Source organism: Lysobacter silvisoli (genome assembly GCF_003382365.1).
In the GTDB taxonomy this organism is placed as follows: domain Bacteria; phylum Pseudomonadota; class Gammaproteobacteria; order Xanthomonadales; family Xanthomonadaceae; genus Lysobacter; species Lysobacter silvisoli.
The window spans coordinates 613,333-633,151 of record NZ_QTSU01000001.1 but is presented as its reverse complement, the minus strand read 5'-3'; the positions used below and the strand labels follow the sequence as shown (position 1 = coordinate 633,151).

At 69.9% G+C, this 19,819-nt stretch carries 20 protein-coding genes; 6 read left to right on the top strand and 14 right to left on the bottom strand.

Annotated features, from left to right (window positions below):
- Positions 1-180: 180 nt before the first annotated feature.
- Positions 181-744, bottom strand: a complete 564-nt coding sequence (locus tag DX914_RS02910) for an NUDIX hydrolase (protein WP_425480653.1) — start codon at positions 742-744, stop codon at positions 181-183.
- 178 nt (positions 745-922) lie between these two features.
- On the opposite strand from DX914_RS02910, the gene DX914_RS02905 reads away from it, so the two are divergent.
- The 5 genes from DX914_RS02905 (at position 923) to mtnC (ending at position 6,023) form a co-directional block, all read left to right on the top strand.
- Positions 923-2,392 carry an amino acid permease gene (locus tag DX914_RS02905; protein WP_115857552.1) on the top strand — a complete coding sequence of 490 codons (1,470 nt, stop codon included), beginning with the start codon at positions 923-925 and terminating at the stop codon, positions 2,390-2,392.
- Between the two features lie 129 nt (positions 2,393-2,521).
- Positions 2,522-3,949, top strand: coding sequence for an amino acid permease (locus DX914_RS02900; RefSeq protein WP_115857551.1), 1,428 nt, complete (start codon positions 2,522-2,524; stop codon positions 3,947-3,949).
- Positions 3,950-4,022: 73 nt separating this feature from the next.
- Positions 4,023-4,661, top strand: a complete 639-nt coding sequence (locus DX914_RS02895) for a methylthioribulose 1-phosphate dehydratase (protein ID WP_115857550.1) — start codon at positions 4,023-4,025, stop codon at positions 4,659-4,661.
- A complete protein-coding gene (locus DX914_RS02890; protein ID WP_115857549.1) occupies positions 4,658-5,215 on the top strand; it encodes a 1,2-dihydroxy-3-keto-5-methylthiopentene dioxygenase in 558 nt (185 codons plus the stop codon). Before DX914_RS02895 ends, DX914_RS02890 begins: the two co-directional genes overlap by 4 nt.
- A gap of 115 nt (positions 5,216-5,330) precedes the next feature.
- Positions 5,331-6,023, top strand: a complete 693-nt coding sequence (mtnC, locus tag DX914_RS02885; RefSeq protein WP_115857548.1) for an acireductone synthase — start codon at positions 5,331-5,333, stop codon at positions 6,021-6,023.
- Positions 6,024-6,646: 623 nt separating this feature from the next.
- Here the strand turns inward: mtnC and DX914_RS02880 are convergent.
- The 13 genes from DX914_RS02880 to DX914_RS02820 form a co-directional block, all read right to left on the bottom strand.
- Positions 6,647-6,850 (bottom strand): hypothetical protein, encoded by a 204-nt coding sequence (locus tag DX914_RS02880; RefSeq protein ID WP_147300583.1) that lies wholly within the window; start codon positions 6,848-6,850, stop codon positions 6,647-6,649.
- A 17-nt stretch (positions 6,851-6,867) separates the two neighbouring features.
- Positions 6,868-7,305 (bottom strand): type II 3-dehydroquinate dehydratase, encoded by a 438-nt coding sequence (locus tag DX914_RS02875; protein ID WP_196778805.1) that lies wholly within the window; start codon positions 7,303-7,305, stop codon positions 6,868-6,870.
- A gap of 199 nt (positions 7,306-7,504) precedes the next feature.
- Complete coding sequence (locus tag DX914_RS02870) at positions 7,505-8,089, bottom strand: YdeI/OmpD-associated family protein (protein ID WP_115857546.1); 585 nt, start codon at positions 8,087-8,089, stop codon at positions 7,505-7,507.
- Positions 8,090-8,093: 4 nt separating this feature from the next.
- Positions 8,094-9,716 carry a calcineurin-like phosphoesterase C-terminal domain-containing protein gene (locus tag DX914_RS02865; protein WP_115857545.1) on the bottom strand — a complete coding sequence of 541 codons (1,623 nt, stop codon included), beginning with the start codon at positions 9,714-9,716 and terminating at the stop codon, positions 8,094-8,096.
- 324 nt (positions 9,717-10,040) lie between these two features.
- Positions 10,041-10,670 (bottom strand): bifunctional phosphoribosyl-AMP cyclohydrolase/phosphoribosyl-ATP diphosphatase HisIE, encoded by a 630-nt coding sequence (hisIE, locus tag DX914_RS02860; RefSeq protein WP_231118213.1) that lies wholly within the window; start codon positions 10,668-10,670, stop codon positions 10,041-10,043.
- A 16-nt stretch (positions 10,671-10,686) separates the two neighbouring features.
- Entirely contained in the window at positions 10,687-11,463 is a 777-nt protein-coding gene (hisF, locus tag DX914_RS02855) for an imidazole glycerol phosphate synthase subunit HisF (RefSeq protein WP_115857543.1), read from the bottom strand.
- Complete coding sequence (gene hisA / locus DX914_RS02850) at positions 11,457-12,197, bottom strand: 1-(5-phosphoribosyl)-5-[(5-phosphoribosylamino)methylideneamino]imidazole-4-carboxamide isomerase (protein WP_115857542.1); 741 nt, start codon at positions 12,195-12,197, stop codon at positions 11,457-11,459. The genes hisF and hisA overlap by 7 nt, the downstream gene beginning before the upstream one ends.
- Positions 12,194-12,796 carry an imidazole glycerol phosphate synthase subunit HisH gene (gene hisH / locus DX914_RS02845; RefSeq protein WP_115857541.1) on the bottom strand — a complete coding sequence of 201 codons (603 nt, stop codon included), beginning with the start codon at positions 12,794-12,796 and terminating at the stop codon, positions 12,194-12,196. Before hisH ends, hisA begins: the two co-directional genes overlap by 4 nt.
- A gap of 96 nt (positions 12,797-12,892) precedes the next feature.
- A complete protein-coding gene (gene hisB, locus DX914_RS02840) occupies positions 12,893-13,984 on the bottom strand; it encodes a bifunctional histidinol-phosphatase/imidazoleglycerol-phosphate dehydratase HisB (RefSeq protein ID WP_115857540.1) in 1,092 nt (363 codons plus the stop codon).
- Complete coding sequence (gene hisC / locus DX914_RS02835) at positions 13,981-15,087, bottom strand: histidinol-phosphate transaminase (protein WP_115857539.1); 1,107 nt, start codon at positions 15,085-15,087, stop codon at positions 13,981-13,983. Before hisC ends, hisB begins: the two co-directional genes overlap by 4 nt.
- Entirely contained in the window at positions 15,084-16,385 is a 1,302-nt protein-coding gene (hisD, locus tag DX914_RS02830; protein WP_231118212.1) for a histidinol dehydrogenase, read from the bottom strand. Before hisD ends, hisC begins: the two co-directional genes overlap by 4 nt.
- A gap of 14 nt (positions 16,386-16,399) precedes the next feature.
- Positions 16,400-17,314: an ATP phosphoribosyltransferase gene (hisG, locus tag DX914_RS02825; protein ID WP_115857537.1), complete on the bottom strand. Its 915-nt coding sequence runs from the start codon at positions 17,312-17,314 to the stop codon at positions 16,400-16,402.
- Positions 17,315-17,372: 58 nt separating this feature from the next.
- Positions 17,373-17,684: a YerC/YecD family TrpR-related protein gene (locus DX914_RS02820; RefSeq protein WP_115857536.1), complete on the bottom strand. Its 312-nt coding sequence runs from the start codon at positions 17,682-17,684 to the stop codon at positions 17,373-17,375.
- A gap of 313 nt (positions 17,685-17,997) precedes the next feature.
- Here DX914_RS02820 and DX914_RS02815 point away from each other — a divergent pair, with 313 nt between their 5' ends.
- On the top strand, positions 17,998-19,818 hold the full coding sequence (locus DX914_RS02815; RefSeq protein ID WP_158549178.1) for a sensor domain-containing diguanylate cyclase: 1,821 nt from the start codon (positions 17,998-18,000) through the stop codon (positions 19,816-19,818).
- Position 19,819 lies beyond the last annotated feature (1 nt).

Genomic DNA, 19,819 nt, shown 5'->3' with positions numbered 1-19,819 from the left:
TCCCCCTCAATCCCCCTTTTCCAAAAGGGGGAAGACAGGCAAAGGCGGAAGCAGAGGAGGCGAGGCTTGCGACGTAGTTGCGGATTCGCGGTCGCAGCTTGCGCAGCTCCTACAGGCGCGACCGCGGCGTTCGTCGTAGCGGTCAGTCGCGGTTACGCCGCTCCTACCCCACAGCCGCATCTAGGCGGCGCTTTCGCGCGACAGCCACTTGCGCGCCATGCGCTGCATCGACTCGTCGCTGCCCGGATCGGTCAGCAACTCGTCGATCCGCCGCCAGGCCAAATCCAGCGACTCCTCGCTGACCACGTAGTCCTCGCTGCCCAGCGCCCGCACCACATAGCGCACGTCGTAATGCCAATGCCCCGGCACCTCGCCGCGCTCGGGGATCCAATGCCGGTCCAGATCGAACGGCACCGGGTCCACGCTCAGATCGCCCAGCCCCGATTCCTCCTCCGCCTCGCGCAGCGTCACCCGCGCCAGATCGCGGTCGCCGTCGGCGTGGCCGCCCAGCTGCAGCCAGCGGCCGAGCTTGCGGTGGTGGGTCAGCAGCACGCGCTCGCCGGCGCGGTCCACCAGCCAGCAGCCGCCGGTGTAGTGGCCGGCCAGGCGTTCGCGCCGGAACGGGTCTTCGGCGTCGTCCAGCAGGTCCAGGAAGGGCTGGGTGCGTTCGGCCTCGTCGGGCCAGCGCCGCGCATAGTCGATGAGACTGGAACGAAGTTCGACGTAGGGGTCTGAATGTCTCACGAGCATCCCAAATGCTGCACTGCGGCGTGGATTCCGGAGCGGATTATGGCTGCAAACACCATGACTTTGTCCCGCTTGCCGCTCCTTTCCCGCCTGGGTTATGGTGGCCCGCCATTGCGCCATACGCTGGCCTAGCCGTTTGTACGGCCGGCCGACCTACCACCATTTGGGGAAACAGATGTCTAAGGGCCTATTCATCACCAAGCCGGTGCAAGCTGCGCCGCATGTCGACGCCGGCGAGCCGGTCGAGGGCAGCCTGAAAGGCGAAGCGACCCTCAAGCGATCGCTGACATCGACCCAACTGGTGATGCTGGGCATCGGCGCGGTCATCGGCGCCGGCATCTTCGTGCTCTCCGGCCATGCCGCGGCCAATCACGCCGGTCCGGCGGTGATCCTGAGCTTCATCATCGCCGGCGTGGCCTGCGCCCTGGCGGGCCTGTGCTACGCCGAATTCGCGGCCATGCTGCCGGTCTCGGGCAGCGCCTACTCCTACTCCTACGCCACCCTGGGCGAGTTCGTCGCCTGGTTCATCGGCTGGAACCTGGTGCTGGAATACATGTTCGCCGCCTCCACCGTCGCGGTGGGCTGGTCGGGCTACCTCAACAGCTTCCTCGAACACTTCGGATTAGCGCTACCCGCATCGCTAGCCGCGGCACCGCTCAACGTGGTCGACGGCGCCATCGTCTACACCGGCGGTCTGGTCAACCTGCCGGCGGTGGCGATCATCGCCGCCATCAGCGGCCTGTGCTACGTGGGCATCACCCAGTCGGCGTTCGTGAACTCGATCATCGTCGCGATCAAGATCGTGGTGATCGCCATGTTCGTGGCCTTCGCCGCCAAGTACGTGCAGCCGGACAACTGGACCCCGTTCATCCCCGAGAACCAGGGCCCCGGCAAGTACGGCATCGACGGCGTGATCCGCGGCGCCTCGGTGGTGTTCTTCGCCTACATCGGCTTCGACGCGGTCTCCACCGCCGCCGGCGAGGCCAAGAACCCGCAGCGCGACATGCCCATCGGCATCCTCGGCTCGCTGGTGATCTGCACCATCATCTACATCATCGTCGCCGCCGTGCTGACCGGCCTGCTGCCCTACACCCAGCTGGGCACGCCCAAGCCGGTGGCCACCGCGCTGGAAACCTACCCGGCCCTGAGCTGGCTGAAGATGGTGGTCGAAATCGGCGCCATCGCCGGCCTGAGCTCGGTGATCCTGGTCATGCTCATGGGCCAGCCGCGCATCTTCTACACCATGTCGCAGGACGGCCTGCTGCCGAAGTTCTTCGCCAAGGTCCACCCCAAGTTCCAGACCCCGTACATCGGCACCGTCATCGTCGGCGTGTTCGCCGCGGTGCTGGCCGGTTTCCTGCCGATCGGCCTGCTCGGCGAAATGGTCTCGATGGGCACCCTGCTCGCCTTCGCCACCGTCTGCATCGGCGTGCTGATCCTGCGCAGCACCCGCCCGGACCTGCCGCGTCCGTTCCGCGTGCCGATGGCGGTCATCGTCTGCCCGCTGGGCGCGCTGATCTGCCTGTACCTGTTCTCCAAGCCGTTCGCCGAGCACTGGAAGGTGATGACCACCTGGACCGCGCTGGGCCTGCTGATCTACTTCGTCTACGGCTACCGCAACAGCAAGCTGCGCAAGGCGGGCTGATCGCAACCGCATCGCTCACCCAAGGCCGACGGCGCTCCCGTCGGCCTTGCTTGTTTCTCCATCCAGTAAACCCGGCCCTGACGGGCCGTCGCTAGCAGCCGCCGCCATGCGCGGCGACGGGAAGAACCGATGAAACAACTCTGGGCGACCAAACACCCGCACGCCGCGCACGCCGACGCCGAAGGCCTGAGCCTGCACCGCACCCTGGGCCCCTGGGGCCTGACCGCGCTGGGCATCGGCGCGGTGATCGGCGGCGGCATCTTCGTCATCACCGGCCAGGCCGCGGCCGACCACGCCGGCCCGGCGATCATGCTCTCGTTCGTGCTGGCCGCGATCTGCTGCACCTTCTGCGCGCTGGCCTACGCCGAATTCGCGGCCATGGTGCCGGTGTCGGGCAGCGCCTATTCCTACACCTACGCCACCCTGGGCGAGCTGGCGGCCTGGTTCATCGGCTGGATGCTGGTCCTGGAATACGGCGTATCGGCGTCCGCGGTCGCGGTCAGCTGGACCGGCTACTTCCTCAGCCTGCTCGATCATTTCGACATCCACCTGCCCCAGGCCCTGGTCAGCGCGCCGCTGGACGCGCAGCTGCGGCCCACCGGCGCCATCGCCAACCTGCCCGCGGCGGCGATCGTGCTGCTGCTGACCTGGCTGTGCTACGTCGGCATCCGCAAGTCCTCGGCCATGAACATGGCCATGGTCGTGCTCAAGACCGGCTTGATCGTGCTGGTGATCGTCGCCGGCTGGAAGTACGTGGACCCGGCCAACTGGCAGCCCTTCATTCCCAGCAACGAAGGCCCGGGCAAGTACGGCTTCGAGGGCGTGCTGCGCGGCGCGGCGCTGGTGTTCTTCGCCTACATCGGCTTCGAGGCGGTGTCGGTGGCGGCGCAGGAATCGCACAAGCCGCAGCGCGACCTGCCCATCGGCATGCTGCTGTCGCTGGCCATCTGCACCGTGCTCTACATCGCCATGGCCGCGGTCATGACCGGCCTGGTGCCCTACACCCAGTTGGGCACCGACGAGCCGGTGGTGACCGCCGTGGCCGCGCACCCGCAACTGGGCTGGCTGCGCGTGGTGGTGGAAATCGGCGCGCTGATCGGCTTGTCGTCGGTGGTGCTGGTGATGATCATCGGCCAGCCGCGCATCTTCATGATCATGGGCCGCGACGGCCTGCTGCCGCCGGTGTTCACCAAGATCCACCCGGTCTACCGCACCCCGCACATCAACACCGTCATCACCGGCATCGGCATCGCCGTGCTGGCCGCGTTGTTCCCGCTGGACGTGCTGGGCGAGCTGACCTCGATGGGTACCCTGATCGCCTTCGCCGCGGTCTGCGCGGGCGTGCTGATCCTGCGCCGCACCCAGCCCGACCTGCCGCGCCCGTTCAAGATCCCGTTCGCGTGGGTGGTCTGCCTGGCCGGCATCTTCAGCTGCCTGGCGCTGCTGTCGACCATGACCGCGCACAACTGGTTCCTAATGGTGGTGTGGACCGCGGTCGGCTTCCTGGTCTATTTCCTGTACGGCATCCGCCACAGCCGCCTGCGCCAGCGCGGCTGAACCTGAGGCGGGCGGCTGCGGCCGCCCGCCCCGCCGCCACGCGGCGGTCGCGCAGAGTTTGTACACTGGCGCCATGAGCGCCCCCCTGCCCTACGACCCCCAACGCCTGGCGCATTGCGCCGGCGAGATCATCGTCAACGTCCGCGAGCTGTCCGCGCGCGGCTGGACGCCCGCCACCAGCAGCAACTTCTCGCGCCGCATCGACGCCCAGCACGCCGCCATCACCGTCTCCGGCCGCGACAAGGGCCGGCTGACCGAGGCCGACATCATGGTCGTCGACCTGAAGGGCGAGCCGGTGGCCACCCACCACCGCCCCTCGGCCGAGACCCTGCTGCACACCCAGCTGTACCAGCGCTACCCCGAGGTCGGCTGCGTCCTGCACACCCATTCGCAGACCCAGACCGTGGCCTCGCGCCTGTACGCCGGCGCCGGCCACGTGCACCTGGAAGGCTACGAGCTCTTGAAAGCCTTCACCGGCAACACCACCCACGAGACCAGCCTGGAACTGCCGGTGCTGCCCAACACCCAGGACATGCCCACCCTGGCGGCCCAGGTCGACGCCCTGCTCGACCACCAGCCGATGTGGGGCTACCTGATCGACGGCCACGGCCTGTACGCCTGGGGCCGCGACATGCCCGAGGCCCGGCGCCACCTGGAAGCGTTCGAGTTCCTGCTCGGGTGCGAACTGGAATTGAGGAGACTGCAGCGATGAGCCGCCTGCGCATATTCGACGAAGAGCAACCCGGCGCGCCGCGCCTGAGCACCGCCGACCGCGACGAGATCGCGCGCGAGCTGGGCAAGATCGGCGTGGGTTTCGAGCAGTGGCAGGCCAGCCGCGCGGTCGCTCCCGGCGACGCGCCCGAGGCGATCATGGACGCCTACCGCGCCGACATCGACCGCATCGTCAGCGAACGCGGTTTCAAGACCGTGGACGTGGTCAGCATCGCCCCGGACAACCCGCAGCGCGAGACGATGCGGCACAAGTTCCTGGACGAGCACTACCACAAGGAAGACGAAGTGCGTTTCTTCGTCGCCGGCTCGGGCCTGTTCACCCTGCACGTGGACCACGGCGTGTACGAGATCAAGTGCGAACAGGGCGACCTGATCTCGGTGCCCGACAGCACCCTGCATTGGTTCGACATGGGCCCGGAGCCCAGCTTCGTCGCGATCCGCTTCTTCACCGAGCCGGACGGCTGGGTCGGCCATTTCACCGGCACCGACATCGCCCAGCGCTTCCCGCGCTACGAGAAAGGCCAAGCGGGCTGAAGGCGGAAGATAGCGAGCAGGAGTGAGGAGATAGCGGGCGCTGCCCGCTGCGCCTCTCGCCATTGCTCTTTCTATTTGCTGACTCCTATCCGCTCACTTCTAAGCTCCCGGTTCCATGCCCAAAGCCATCCTCACCGACATCGAAGGCACCACCAGCAGCATCTCCTTCGTCAAGGACGTGCTATTCCCGTACGCGCGCCGTGCGCTGCCGCGCTACGTCGCCGCGCACGGCCGCGAGCCGGCGGTGCGCAAGTGGCTGGACGCGGTGGCCACCGAAAACGGCGGCCTGTGCGAGGACGCGATGATCGTCGAGGTGCTGCAGGGCTGGATCGACGAGGACCGCAAGCACACCGCGCTCAAGGCGCTGCAGGGCATGGTCTGGGCCGACGGCTACCGCAACGCCGACTTCAGCGCCCACATCTACCCCGACGCCGCCCCCGCGCTGCGCGCCTGGCACGCCGCTGGGCTGCCGCTGTACGTGTATTCCTCCGGCAGCGTGCCCGCGCAACGGCTGTTCTTCGGCCACAGCGACGCCGGCGACCTGACCCCGCTGTTCTCGGGCTGGTTCGACACCGAGATGGGCGGCAAGCGCGAGGCCGGCAGCTATACCCGCATCGCCGAGGCGATCGGCCTGGCGCCGGCCGACATCCTGTTCCTGACCGATGTGGTCGAAGAGGCCGACGCCGCGCGCGAGGCCGGAATGGACACGGTGCTGATCGACCGCCTGCAGGACTACCCGCAGCCGCGCGAGGGCGAGGCGACGCATGGGCATGTGCGGGCGACGGGGTTCGATCAGGTTCGGGTTTGATCCGATTCGGTAAGGAGGGCTGCGGCGCGAGTTCGTGGCTCCGTGTGCCCTCACCCCAACCCCTCTCCCGTAAACGGGAGAGGGGCTAAAGCAGCAAGCGGCGTCGGATCTGTCCCCTCTCCCGCTGGCGGGAGAGGGCTAGGGTGAGGGGGTGAGCGCGCAGCGCGAATGCTCTTGATCTTCGCTTGGGCGCCGAACTCGCCGCGCAAACAGCAGTCCCGGAGGGCGGCGCACAGGAGGTGCGCCGTTTTTCGCTGGCACAGGGATGTGCCATCGAAAAATCCCCGCGCACGCAACGCTCTCGCACGGGAGCTCTGGCGTAGCGTTTTTCTTTGGTTACTTTCTTTTGACGCTTATCAAAAGAAAGTAACCCGGCCGCTTGCGGACGGAAGCTGTTGCTGTTGCTTCAACCCAGCACACCCACATACCTTCGCGAGTTCGGAGCGGATCGCGGCTCACGCCGCTCCTACAGAAGGCGCAAATCCCGCAGAGAACAAGGCCTTCACCGTAAGTGAGGATTCGCGGTCGCAGCTTGCGCAGCTCCTACACGGGGCACGCGTGACTCTCACGCAGGTGAGGACTCGCGGTCGCGGCTTACGCCGCTCCTACCCCAAAGCAGAGCGCTACAAGCGGCTGATCTGGCGCACACGGACCTCGACGGGCTCCACTCCGTGCAAGTGCGCCGCGACGCGGCGTATTCGCTCCAGCACCTCGGCCGGATCGAATCCCGCCGCCGGCACGTAGTCCAGGGTGCTCTGCCCCCAGACCACGAATCGCCCGCCCACCAGAATTTCGTAGTCGGCGAAGTAGTAGTGATGCGTCTGCATGGACCGCCCCGCCAGGCTCAGGTGCCCACGTGCACCCCATGCCCGCATTCCGCGCAGCCCAGGTGCTCCAGCGCGATCGCCAGCGCCAGGGTGTAGCTCTGCGCCGCGTAGCCGTGCACGCGCGCCACGCAGTCTCCGGCGTCGGCCAGCGACGGCTCCAGCGCGTCCATGTCGTCGTCGTGCACTTCGATATAAGGCAGGGACAGCGTCGCCAGCGCGCCCCGCAGGCGTTCGCTGGCCGGCATGCAGGCGCCGGGGTCGAACAGCAACAGCTCGACCTCGTCGGCGCGCAGGCCGCTCAGACCGTCCACCAGTTCGGCCTCGCTGCGGCAGCAGCGCAGGGCGATGGTCTTGCCCGCGTCGGCCGCGGACTCGGCCAGGCGCGCGCGCACCGCATCGAGCACGCGCACGCCGGTGGAATGGGATTCGGGGCCGCGCAGGATCACGATGGACACCGTCTGTCTCGCTGCGCGCTTGGAGCGGCGCGCCTGCGGAGCACTGTAGGCGCGACGGGCGTAAAGCCTCCATGCCGCAATCGCCCTGGAGGCGTAATGGTTGCGTAAACCCATCGGCGCCTTTGCCCGTCATTCCCGCGAACGCGGGAATCCAGAGCGCGGGCACACGCTCCGCAAAGCGAGCCGCCCCATTCCGCCCTCACCCGTGAATCTTCTCCCCACGACCCAACATCGCCACCAGCTTCTCGATCCGCGCCGCGCGCGTCTCCGGCTTCTTCGCCGTCTGCACCCGCCACAGCACCGCGTAGCGATTGGTGCGGTCCAACTGCTCGAAGAACCGCTTGGCCTTGGCGTTCTTCTTGAATGCCGCGGCCAGATCCTCGGGCACCTCGATCGTGCTGGACGAATCGTAGGCCGCCTGCCAGCGCCCATCGGCCTGCGCCGCCTCCACTTCACGCAACCCGGCCGGACGCATGCGCCCTGCCGCGGTCAGCGCCTCGACCTTGCCGATGTTGATCTTGGACCAGACGCTGCGCGGGCGGCGCGGGGTGAAGCGCTGCAGGAAGTAGCGTTCGTCGCAGCTGCGCTTGAGGCCGTCGATCCAGCCGTGGCATAGCGCCACGTCCAAAGCCTCGGTATAGCTCACCGAGCTCACGCCCTGGCCCTTCTTGGCGATCTTCAGCCACAGCCCCGGGGCCCGCGGATGGGCCACGAGCCAGCGCTCCCAGGCGTCGGCATCGGCGAACAGTTCGATCGGCAGGTCGTTGGGCCGTTCCGTCGCCATGGGCTTATTCCTTCGTGTCCTGCAAGCGGTAGCTAGTCTGCGCGGTCTGCTCGCCCAGCCAGGGATCGAGCACGCGCACCTCGACGCGGTGGTCGCCCACCGCCAAGTCGGTCGGCAGCGCCGCGCGCCATAGATGCGCCGAGACCTCGGCCTCGGGGGAGCGGTCGTAGCCGCGCAGTGCCGCGGCTTCGTCGTCGCGCGCGTTCTCGGCCTGCAGGCGCGGGTCCGGGCGCTCGACCCGGCGCATCGGCGCCCACTGACCGCCGTCCACGCGGAACTCCACGCGGCTGTCGGCCTGGCCCATGTAGACGTTGGCGTAAACGCCGAAGGCCGGATATGCGCCGCGGCGCAGCACGCGCGGCGCATGCACGGACATCGCCGGCGTCGAGGCCGCGCGCGCCTGCAGGCGCGCCGGATGCCAGCTCAGCCGATACCCGCCGTCGCCGGCCACCCGCAAGCGCGCATAGCCGTTGGGCGTGCCGTCGGCCATGGTCGCGTCGGGGATGCCCTGCGCGTCCTTCAATCCCGACCAGAACGCGCCACAAGCCGCGCCCACGTTGTACTCGTGCAGCGGTGCGGCGCCGTGCCAGCCGTCGTCGGCATCGTGGTAAACGTGGCGCTGGGTGTGGCTGTGACCGCTGAGCAACAGCAACTTGGGGAAATCGCGCAGCAGTGCGAACAGACGTTCGCGGTCGGCGCGGCGGAAGGTCTCGCGGCCCGGCGCGGCGTCGAAGAACGGGATATGCACCGCGATCACCAGCAACCGGTCCTTGCGCGCGCCGGCCAGGTAGCGCTGCAGAAACACGAACTGCTCTTCACGCAGCCCGCCGATGTAGTCCGGGCGCTGGCCGGGCCGGTAGACCACGTCGTCCAGCACCACGAACGACGCTTCCGGCTCCTCCCAGGCATAGGTTTCCGGACCGAAGGCGTGGCGGAAGCTCAGCAGCGAATCCTCGTCGCGGCTGGCGTCGAAATCCAGGTCGTGGTTGCCGGGCGCATGCAGCCAGGGCATCTGCAACTGCGCGGTAGCACGCTTGAGCGCGGGGTACAGCGACAGGTCGTCGTGGACGAGGTCGCCCAGGTTCAGGCCCAGATCGGCCACCGGCCCGCCCTTCGGTTGCGCGGCGCGCAGCGGCTCGACGATGTCGCGGCGGTAGTAGTCCACGTCGACGGCGGTCTTGGGCTGCGGGTCGGCGAACACCAGCACGTCCAGCGCGTCGCGCGCGTGCGGCGGGTCGGGGATCAGGGCGTAGTCGCGGCAGCTGGGGAACGCGGCCGGGATGCCGCCATACTTGAGCTTGGGGCCGGGCTCGCGCTGCACGTTGAAACTGAAGTCCGGCAGCCCGTCGCCGCGGCGGCCCACGCGGTAACCGGCCGGCTTGATCACGAAGCTGGTGCGGCCGTCGATCGCCGGCAGGTGGTAGGCGCCCTGCGCATCGGTGAGCACGATGTCCACGCCGTCGGACACGCGCATGCCGGCCAAACCGGGCTCCCCGCCATCGCGGCGGCCGTTGCCGTTGCGATCCTCGTACACGGTGCCGCTGTTGCAGGGCGGCGGCAAGGCCTGCGCAGCCAGAGGTGCGAACAGGACGCACAGCAACGCGCAGGCGGAGACGGATGGGCGCATGGCAGGCTCCGAAAGGGTGCCCCATTATGCGGCGGCGCATGACCGATCCATGTGCGCCGCCGGCCTCGATCTCCCAGCTTCGGGGTAGGAGCGGCGTAAGCCGCGACCACTAGCCCCCAGCCGTGAAACTAGCCGCCCCCTGTAGGAGCGGCGCAAGCCGCGACCGCGAACTTCGGCGGCAGCGAAACTCCCCTTGAGCCAGCGTTCTGTGGGAGCGGCGTGAGCCGGCATGGCGTCGCAGCCGTGTTTCGCGGTCGCGGCTTGCGCCGCTCCTACGGGTAGGCCAGGTGGGTTGCGCGGTCGGGTGGGGTTTCGTGTCGCGGCTTACGCCGGTTCGGAGCCGCGGTGCGGTTGGCCGTGGCGCTCGCGCAGTACGGTCAGGGCATCGTCCAGCGACAGGCCGCGCGCGCGCAGCAGCACCAGCAGGTGGTAGAGCAGATCGGCGGCCTCGCCGGCCAGGGCCTGGCTGTCCTGGGCGACGGCGGCCAGCGCGGTTTCCACGCCCTCCTCGCCCACTTTCTGCGCGATCGCGCGCGTGCCCTGCTCGAACAAGCGCGTGGTGTAGCTGCCCGGCGGCCGCTCGCGCTCGCGGCGCGCGACCAGGGCGTCGAGTTCGGCCAGGGTATCGGCCGGCGCCTGCGGGAAACAGCTCGCACGGCCCAGGTGGCAGGTGGGGCCCAGCGGTCGCGCCTGCACCAGCAAGGTGTCGCCGTCGCAGTCGGTTTCGATGGCCACCAGCTCCAGCACGTGGCCGGAGGTCTCGCCCTTGGTCCACAGGCGCTCGCGGCTGCGGCTGTAAAACGTGACCCGGCCGCTGGCCAAGGTGTGCGCCAACGCCTCGCGGTTCATGTAGCCCAGCATCAGCACCCGGCGGGTGCCGGCGTCCTGGACCACGGCCGGCAGCAGGCCGCCCTGCTTGTCCCAGGACAGCGCGCCGGCGGAGAACGCACCGATGGAAGCCGCGGCGCCCTCAGTGGACACCGCGCACCTCGACGCCGTTGGCGCGCAGTTCGCGCTTGAGCTCGGGGATGCGGATGCTGCCGGAGTGGAACACGCTGGCCGCGAGCGCGGCATCCACGTCGGCGCGCGCGAACACGTCGACGAAGTGGCCGATGGCGCCGGCGCCGCCGGAGGCCACCAGCGGCACCTCGCACAGCGCACGCACCTGCGCCAGCTGCTCCAGGTCGTAGCCGCTGCGCACGCCGTCGCTGCCCATGCAGTTGAGCACGATCTCGCCGGCGCCGCGGCGCTGGGCCTCGACCACCCAGTCCAGGGTGCGGCGCGGCAGCGCGCGGGTGCGGTCCGGATCGCCGGTGTACTGGCGCACGCGCCATTGCCCGTCCTCGTCGCGCAGGCTGTCAATGCCCACCACCACGCACTGCACGCCGAAGGCGTCGGCGATCTCGCCGATCAGCGCCGGCCGGTCCAGCGCCGGCGTATTGATCGAGATCTTGTCGGCGCCGGCATTGAGCACCTCGCGCGCGTCGTCAGCGCTGCGGATGCCGCCGGCCACGCAGAACGGAATGTCGATCGCCCGCGCCACCCGCTCGACCCAGTCGCGGTCCACCCGCCGGCCCTGCGGGCTGGCGGCGATGTCGTAGAACACCAGCTCGTCGGCGCCCTCGTCGCGGTAGCGCAGGGCCAGCTCGACGATATCGCCCATGTCGACGTGATCGCGGAAGCGCACGCCCTTGACGACGCGGCCATCGCGTACGTCCAGACACGGGACGATGCGCCGGCTCAGCATCGCTGCGCCTTGTGCAGGGCACGGTCCAGGCTGAAGCGGCCTTCGATCAGCGCCTTGCCCAGCACCGCGCCGCGGCAGCCCGCGTCGTGCGCGGAGACGATGTCGGCGATGTCGCGGATGCCGCCGGAGGCCTGCACCTGCAGCTCCGGCGCAATCGCCAGCACGTGCCGGTACAGGTCCAGGTTCGGGCCCATCAGGGTGCCGTCGCGGGACACGTCGGTGCACAGCAGGTGGCGCACGCCGATGCCGGCCAGGTGCTCCAGCATCGGCTCCAGGCGCATGCCGCTGTCCTCGGTCCAGCCCGCCACCGGCAGCTGCCATTCGCCGTTCCCGGCCTGGCGCGCGTCCAGGGCGATGGTGATGCGGTCGGCGCCGTAACGCTGCAGCCAGCCGGCGATGTGGTCCGGCTCGCGGATCGCCAGCGAGCCCACCACCACGCGGTCGGCGCCGGCGTCCAGGATGGCCTCGATGTCGGCCTCGCTGCGCACGCCGCCGCCGGTCTGCACCCGCATCCAACTGGTGGTGGTGATCGCGCGCAGCAGCGGCGCCAGGGTGTAGCCGCCGTAGCGCGCCGCATCCAGGTCGACCAGGTGCAGCCAGCGCGCGCCGGTGTCGGCGTAGCGCTTGGCCAGGGTCAGCGGCTCTTCCTCGTAGGCGGTTTCCTGCTCGAAATCGCCCTGACGCAGGCGCACCACGCGCCCGGCGCGGACATCGATCGCGGGGTACAGGTTCATGCCGGCACCTCGCGCAGGAAGTTGCTCAGCAAACGCGCGCCCACCGCCGAGGAACGCTCGGGGTGGAACTGCGCGCCGTAGCGGCGGCCATCGCCGACTACGGCGGAGAACGTATCGCCGTGGGTGCATGCGGCCAGCGTGTGCGGCCCTACCGGCGCCGCATAGCTGTGCACGAAATAGGCGTGGTCGCCGTCGGCGATTCCATTCAGCAAGGGCGACGATCGTCGCCGATCCAATCCATTCCATCCCATGTGCGGCACGCGAACTCCCTGGCGCGGTTGCAGTTTCACGATGCGTCCCGGCAATAAGCCGAGGCACTCCACGTCGCCCTCTTCGGACGACTCGAACAGCAGCTGCATACCAAGGCAGATCCCGAGCAGCGGCTGACGCAGCGCCCGGATGGTGTCGACCAAACCGAGACCGCGCAGCCGCGCCATCGCTGGCGCCGCCGCCCCGACCCCCGGCAGGATCACGCGTTCGGCCGACTGGATCGTGGCGGGGTCGGCGCTGAGTTCCGCATCCGCACCCAACCGCTCCAGTGCATAACGCACGGAGCCGATGTTCCCCCCACCCATGTCGATCAGTACGACCTTCGTCACAAAACCCTCGTTGCCCGCAACCCCGCTTAGAGCGGGTCTGCGGTTCAAATCGCGGCCTGAGCCGCATACAGGACGGCCGCGGACGGCCGCCGGGCGCTACAAACTGCCCTTGGTGCTGGGCAGGGCCAGGCCTTCGCGCCGGATCGCCTGGCGCAGGGCCCGGGCCACCGCCTTGAAGCAGGCTTCGACCTGGTGGTGGTCGTTGTCGCCACGCACGTTCAGGTTCAGGTTCAGCCCGGCCGACTCGCACAGCGAGCGGAAGAAATGCGGTACCAGTTCGGTGGGCAGATCGCCCACGCGCTCGCGGGCGAAGCGGCCCTCGAACACGAAGTACGGGCGGCCGGAAAAATCCAGCGCCGCCGTGGCCAGGCTCTCGTCCATCGGCAGCACGAAGCCGTAGCGGCCGATGCCGCGCTTGTCGCCCAGCGCCGCGCGCAGCGCCTGGCCCAGCGCCAGCGCGCTGTCCTCGACCGTGTGGTGTTCGTCGATGTGCAGGTCGCCGCGGCATTCCAGCTCCAGCGCGAAACCGCCGTGCTTGCCCAGCTGCTCCAGCATGTGGTCGAAGAAGCCCAGGCCGGTGCTCACGCGCGGCTCGGCCTCGCGGTCCAGGTCCACCGCGACTTCGATCGCGGTCTCGCGGGTATCGCGGCGCAGGCGCGCGGTGCGCGGCGCGTCGGCCAGTGCGTGGGCGATGCCGTTCCAATCCCATTCGCCGCCGAACTCTTGCGTGCGCAGCTGGAAACCGCGTATGCCCAGGTTGGCGGCAAAGGCGATGTCGGTGTCGCGATCGCCGACCATGGCCGAGCGCGTCCAGTCGATGCCGCGATCCTTCAGCAGCGGCAGCGCCAGGCCGATCGCCGGCTTGCGCGTGGGCGCGTTGTCGGCGGGGAAACTGGTGTCGATGAGCACGTCGCGGAACACGATGCCCTGGCTTTCGAACACCTGCATCATCAGCGCGTGCGGACCTTCGAAGTCCTCGCGCGGGAAGGCGTCGGTGCCCAGGCCGTCCTGGTTGCTCACCATCACGAACTGGTAGCCGGCATCGCGCAGGCGCAGCATGGCCGGGATCACGCCGTCGACGAAACGCAGCTTGGCGTAGCGGTCGATCTGGAAGTCCTCGGGCTCGGCGATCAGGGTGCCGTCGCGGTCCACGAACAGCACCGGAGTCTGCTTGACCGGCAGGTTCATGCCGCACGCTCCCGCGCGCCCAGGCGCGCCAAGGTCTCGACCACGCGGTCGTTCTGTTCGGCCGTGCCCAGGCTGATGCGCAGCGCATCGCCCAGCTGCGGTGCGGCGCGCATGTCGCGCACCACCACGCCCGCGTCGATCAGGGCGTCGAACGCGGCTTGCGCATCGTCGAAACGCAGCAGCAGGAAGTTGGCCTGCGACGGGTAGACGCGGCGCACGCCGGGCAGCCCGACCAGGCGCGCGTACAGGCGCTCGCGCTCCAACGCGCAGGCACCGGCACGCGCGCGGCTGAGCGCGGCGGCCGAATCGTCCAATGCGCGCAAGGCCATAGCCACGCACGGTGCAGGCAGCGGATACGGCGCCTGGCAGCGCTGCAGCGCGGCGATAACCTCGGCATCGGCGATGGTGCTGCCGATGCGCGCGGCCGCCAGCGCGTGCGCCTTGGACAAGGTGCGCAGCACCACCACATTGGGCAGGCGCTCGATCAGCGACACGGCCGACGAGGCCTGCGCGTATTCAAGGTAGGCCTCGTCCACCACCACCAGCGCGCTCGCGCGCAGGCGCTGGGCCAACGCGGCGATCGCATCCAGCGGCAGCAGCGTGCCGGAGGGGTTGCCCGGCGAGCACAGGAACACCAGCTTGGCCGAAGCGGCTTCCGCCGCCTGCGCTACCGCCTCGAAATCGCAGGCGAAGCCGCCCTCGCCTTCCACCAGCGGCACCTCGACCACGCGCGTGCCGTGCAGGCGCGCGCAGACGGCGTACATGCCGAAGGTGGGCGGCGTGATCACGACGGCGTCGCCGCCGGGGCGGCAGAACGCGCGCAGCAGCAGGTCGATGCCTTCGTCGCTGCCGCGGCCGGCCAGCAACTGCTCCGGCGTGCAGCCGTACAACCCGGCCAGTGCCGCGCGCACGCGTGCGGGCTGCGGATCGGGGTAGCGGCGCAGCGCGCCCTCGCCGTCGGCGGCGTTGTTCCAGGCTGATTCGTTGGCGTTGAGCCAGACCGAGCCGTTCAAGCTTTCGCTGCGCGCGGATTTGTAGCCGGCGAAACCGCGCAGGTCCTCGCGCAGCAGCGCCAGCGGCGCGGGGTACTCCGCGGCGCTCATGCGGCCACCTGCTCTAGCCGCAGCGCCACCGCCAGGCGGTGCGCATCCAAACCCTCGGCCGTGGCCAGTTCCACCGCGCAGGGGCCGATCGCGGCGATGCCGCGCGGCTGCACTTCCTGCACCGTGATCGCGACCTGGAAGCTGGCCACGTTGACCCCGCCGGCATAACGCGCGGCGCCGCTGGTGGGCAGCACGTGGTTGGTGCCGCTGCAGTAATCGCCCAGCGCTTCCGGCGCCCAGTCGCCCAGGAACACCGATCCGGCGGCCTGCACCTGCGGCAGCCAGGCGCGGGCGTCGCGCAGGGCCAGGATCAGGTGTTCGGGCGCGTAGCGGTTGCTCACTTCCATGGCCGCGGCGACGGACTCGACCCGGATCGAACGCGAGGCGGCCAGCGCCGCGCGCGCGGTCTCGGCGCGCGGCAGCTGCCGCAGTTGTTCGGCGATGCAGGCGTCCACCGCATCGAGCAGCGCCGCGTCGTCGGACAGCAGCAGCACCTGGGAATCCGGGCCGTGTTCGGCTTGCGACAGCAAATCCGCGGCGACGAACTCGGCGCGCGCGCCGGCGTCGGCGATCACCAGCACCTCCGACGGTCCGGCCGGCAGATCGATGGCCGCGCCGCCTTCCAGCAGTGCGACCTGGCGCTTGGCCTCGGTGACGTAGGCGTTGCCCGGCCCGAACAGCTTGTCGCACTTGCCCACGCTCGCCGTGCCGAAGGCCATGGCCGCGATCGCCTGCGCGCCGCCTAGCTTGTACACCCGGCGCACGCCGCAGGACGCGGCCGCGTACAGCACCGCCGGGTCGGCACGGCCGTCGCGGCGCGGCGGCGTGCACAGCGCGATCTCGGGGCAGCCGGCCAGACGCGCGGGCATGCACAGCATCAGCGCGGTGGAAGGCAGCGGCGCCGAGCCGGCCGGCACGTACAGGCCCACGCGCTGGATCGGCCGCAGCACGCGCTCGCAGCGCACGCCGTCGCCGCTGTCCCAGGCGTAGGGCGCGCTCATGCCCGCGGCGTGGAAGGCGCCGATGCGGCGGCCGGCCTGGTCGATGGCGGCGCGCAGCGCCGGCGACAGTTCGCGCTGCGCGGCTTCGAATTCGTCCTCGCCCACGGCGAAGTCGTCCAGGGCCACGCCGTCGTAGCGCGCGCCCAGTTCGCGCAGCGCGTCGTCGCCGTCGGCGCGCACGCGCTGCAGGATCGCCGACACCGCAGCGGCGGTGTCGGCACGGGTCTGCTGCGCGGGGCGGCGCAGCGCGGCCTCGCGCTGGGTTTCGTCCAGCGCGCTCCATTGCAGGCGCTGCAAGGCGGTGAAGGCGCTCATGCCAGCATGCCCTCCACCGGCAGCACCATCAGCCCGCGCGCGCCGGCGCGCTTGAGCTCCTCCAGCCGCTGCCAGGTCACCGCGCCGTGGCACAGCGCCTGCAGCGCCACACCGTCGCCGCCGTCGAGCTGCATCACCGTCGGCGTTTCCGCGTCGGGCAGCAGCGGCAGCAGGTCCGGCAGCACCTGGCGCGGGGCCTGGAACAGCAGCAGCTTGCTGTGGCGGATGCGCAGCGCGCCGTCCAGGCGGCGCAGCAGCAGTTCGGCCAGTTCGCCGCGCACGTCGTCGAAAGCGTCCACCGGTCCGGCCAGCACCGCCTCGCTTTCCAGCAGCGTGGTCGTGGCCTTGAGCTGGTTGGCGGCCAGGGTCGCGCCGCTGGAGACCAGGTCGCAGATGGCCTCGGCCTGGCCCAGGCGCGGCGCGATCTCGACCGAACCCGACAGCAGCACCACCTGCGCGTCCACGCCCTGTTCGGCCAGCCAGGCCGACAGCAGCGCCGGGTAGCTGGTGGCGATGCGCTTGCCGGCCAGTTGCGCCGGCCCCCGCCAGTCCCAGGCCTCGGGCACCGCCAGCGCCAGGCGGCAGCCGCCGAAGCCCAGCGCGCGCCATTCGCGGAAGGCCGACGCGCGGCCGCCGGCGCGGCGCTCGCCGTCCTGCTCGCGCAGCACGTTGCGGCCGACCACGCCCAGGTCGCAGACGCCGTCGGCGATCAGGCCGGGGATGTCGTCGTCGCGCACCAGCAGCAGGTCCACGGGCAGGGTCTCGCCGTAGCAGAACAGGCGGTCGCGGCTCTCGCGCCAGCTCAGCCCGCACGAGGCCAGCAGCGCGCGCGCCGGCTCGGCCAGGCGGCCGGACTTCTGGATGGCGATGCGCAACCGGTCGCGCGCGGCCGGGCTGGCGGTGGGGCTCATGGGGGGTTCTCTCGGAAACTCGGGGGGAGGAGTGCGGGCGCTGCGGCCCGGCGGAACGTCAACGTGCGCGCGTGGGGCGTCGATGCAGCGCGGCCGCGTAGCCGCCGGCGCCGCGCTCCAGGGTCCGCGCCACCCGGCCGATCGTGGTCACGCTGACCCCGGTACGGTCGTGGATCTCGCGGTAGGGCACGCCCTCGCTGAGCAGGGGCACCACCCGCCAGCGGTCGGTCATGGCCTCCAGCTCGGCCGGGGTGCACAAGTCTTCCAGGAACGCGCGCATCTGCTCGGGGCCGCGCAAGCCCAGCAGCGCCGTCGCCAAGCCGGCGATGGGGTCTTCGCTGTCGTCGATTTCTACCGCGCGGCGCTTCATGGGAGAGGGTTTCGCTATGTCTAATGTATTAACGCGTTAATACATTAAAGGACAGGGCCGGCCCCGTCAAGCCGCTGCCCGCCCTACCCCCACGGCGGCGGCCGTTGCGCGGGAACGGCGCCGTTGGTCACAGTAACGACGACCGACCGGCGGTCGCCGCGGCGACGCCTGCGGCCGCGGACACGGCAAACTAGGGCGGTGCCGGAGCGTAGACTGCCTCCGAGCCCGGTCCCGCGGTATGCCGCCGGCCGGACCACTGGGAGAGAGGGTGCGCATGGGGCGTGGTTGCAGAGGACTTCGGGCTTGGTTGCTCGTGCTCGGGCTATGCCTGTTCGGCACGCTGCGCGCCGAAGTGCCCTTGTTGCTCGACGGCCACAGCCGCACCGGCATTCCGCTGGAACCGCACATCGCCTACTACCACGACGTGGGCGGCGCGCAGACCCTGATCGACGCCGAGCGCATCCAGCGCGAAGGCCGGTTCGCGCCGCTGCCCGGCGGCAACGCCGCCTTCGGCTTCCAGCCCGGCGCCTACTGGTTCCACGTGCGCCTGCTCAACCGCAACCGCAACGAACCGCGCTGGCTGCTGGTGCAGCAGTACGCGCTCAGCGACCGCATCGACGTCTACACCCGCCAGGCCGACGGCCGCCTGGACCATTTGTCCGGCGGCGACAGCCTGCCCTTCTCCTCGCGCAGCATCCGCTACCGCCACCCCAACTTCTGGATCAACCTGCCGGCCGACCGGCCGGCGGACCTGTACGTGCGCGTGCAGAGCCAAAGCTCGATGCAGGTGCCGCTGACCCTGTTCACGCCCACCGCCTTCACCGAGGTCTCGCGCGACGCGCAGTTCGGCATCGGCCTGTACTACGGCATCCTGCTGGCCTTGTTCATCTACAACCTGGTGCTGTGGCTGAGCCTGCGCGATGCCAGCTACTTCTGGTACCTGCTGCATATCTCCGCCTTCGGCTTGGTGCTGCTGACCCTCAACGGCCTGGGCTTCGAATACCTGTGGCCGCGCAACACCTGGCTGGCCGACAAGTCGGTACCGCTGTCGATCTGCCTGGCGCAGATCGGCATGCAGCAGTTCGCGCGCACCTTCCTGGGCCTGCGCGAGCGCTGGCGCCTGGGCGACCGCGTCGGCCTGGGCATGATCGGCTTCTTCGTGCTGCTGGGCGTGGCCGCCACCCGCCTGCCCTACAACGTGGCCACGCCGATCGCCTCGGCCGCGGTGTTCTTCAGCATCGCCTGGATCGCGGTAGCCACCCTGGTGGTGTTGCGCCGCGGCTACAAGCCGGCGCAGCTGTTCCTGCTGGCCTGGTCGATGTTCCTGCTCGGCACCGGCATGTTCACCGCCATCGCCTTCGGCCTGTTGCCCAAGGTGTTCATCACCGAATACGGCGTGCAGATCGGCTCGGCCCTGGAAATGCTGCTGTTGTCGGTGGCGCTGGGCTACCGCTACGCCTCGCTGCGCAACGAGAACGAGCGCATCGTGCACGAGGCCAAGACCCAGCTGGAGCACAAGGTCGAGCAGCGCACCACGGAACTGCGCAGCGCGCTGGCGCAACTGGAGGACGCGCACGAACGCCTGCGCGAAAGCAGCCAGCGCGACGGCCTGACCGGCCTGCACAACCGCACCCACTTCCGCAACGTGTTCCAGGAACTGCTGGCCAATTCGCAGCAGACCGGCCGGCCGCTGTCGCTGCTGATGATCGACCTGGACCACTTCAAGCAGATCAACGACCGCTATGGCCACCTGGTGGGCGACGAATGCCTGTGCTGGGCCGCACGCACCCTGGGCGTGGTGCTGCAGCCCCACCGCGCGCTGCTGGCGCGCTTCGGCGGCGAGGAGTTCATCGTCGCCCTGCCCGGCCTGGACCTGCAGGCGGCCGCGTGCGTGGCCGAGGACGTGCGCCAGCACCTGCGCGACCAGCCCTGCCGCAGCGGCGAGCACGCCATCACCATCACCGCCAGCATCGGCGTGCACGCGATCCAGCGCGAGGCCGACAACGACAGCGAGAGCGCCATCGACAGCGCGATCGACCCGGCCCTGCAGGACGCCGACCAGGCGCTGTACCTGGCCAAGGCCGATGGCCGCGACTGCGTGCGCACCTCGGCACCGGAAGACCGGCGCCGCTGAC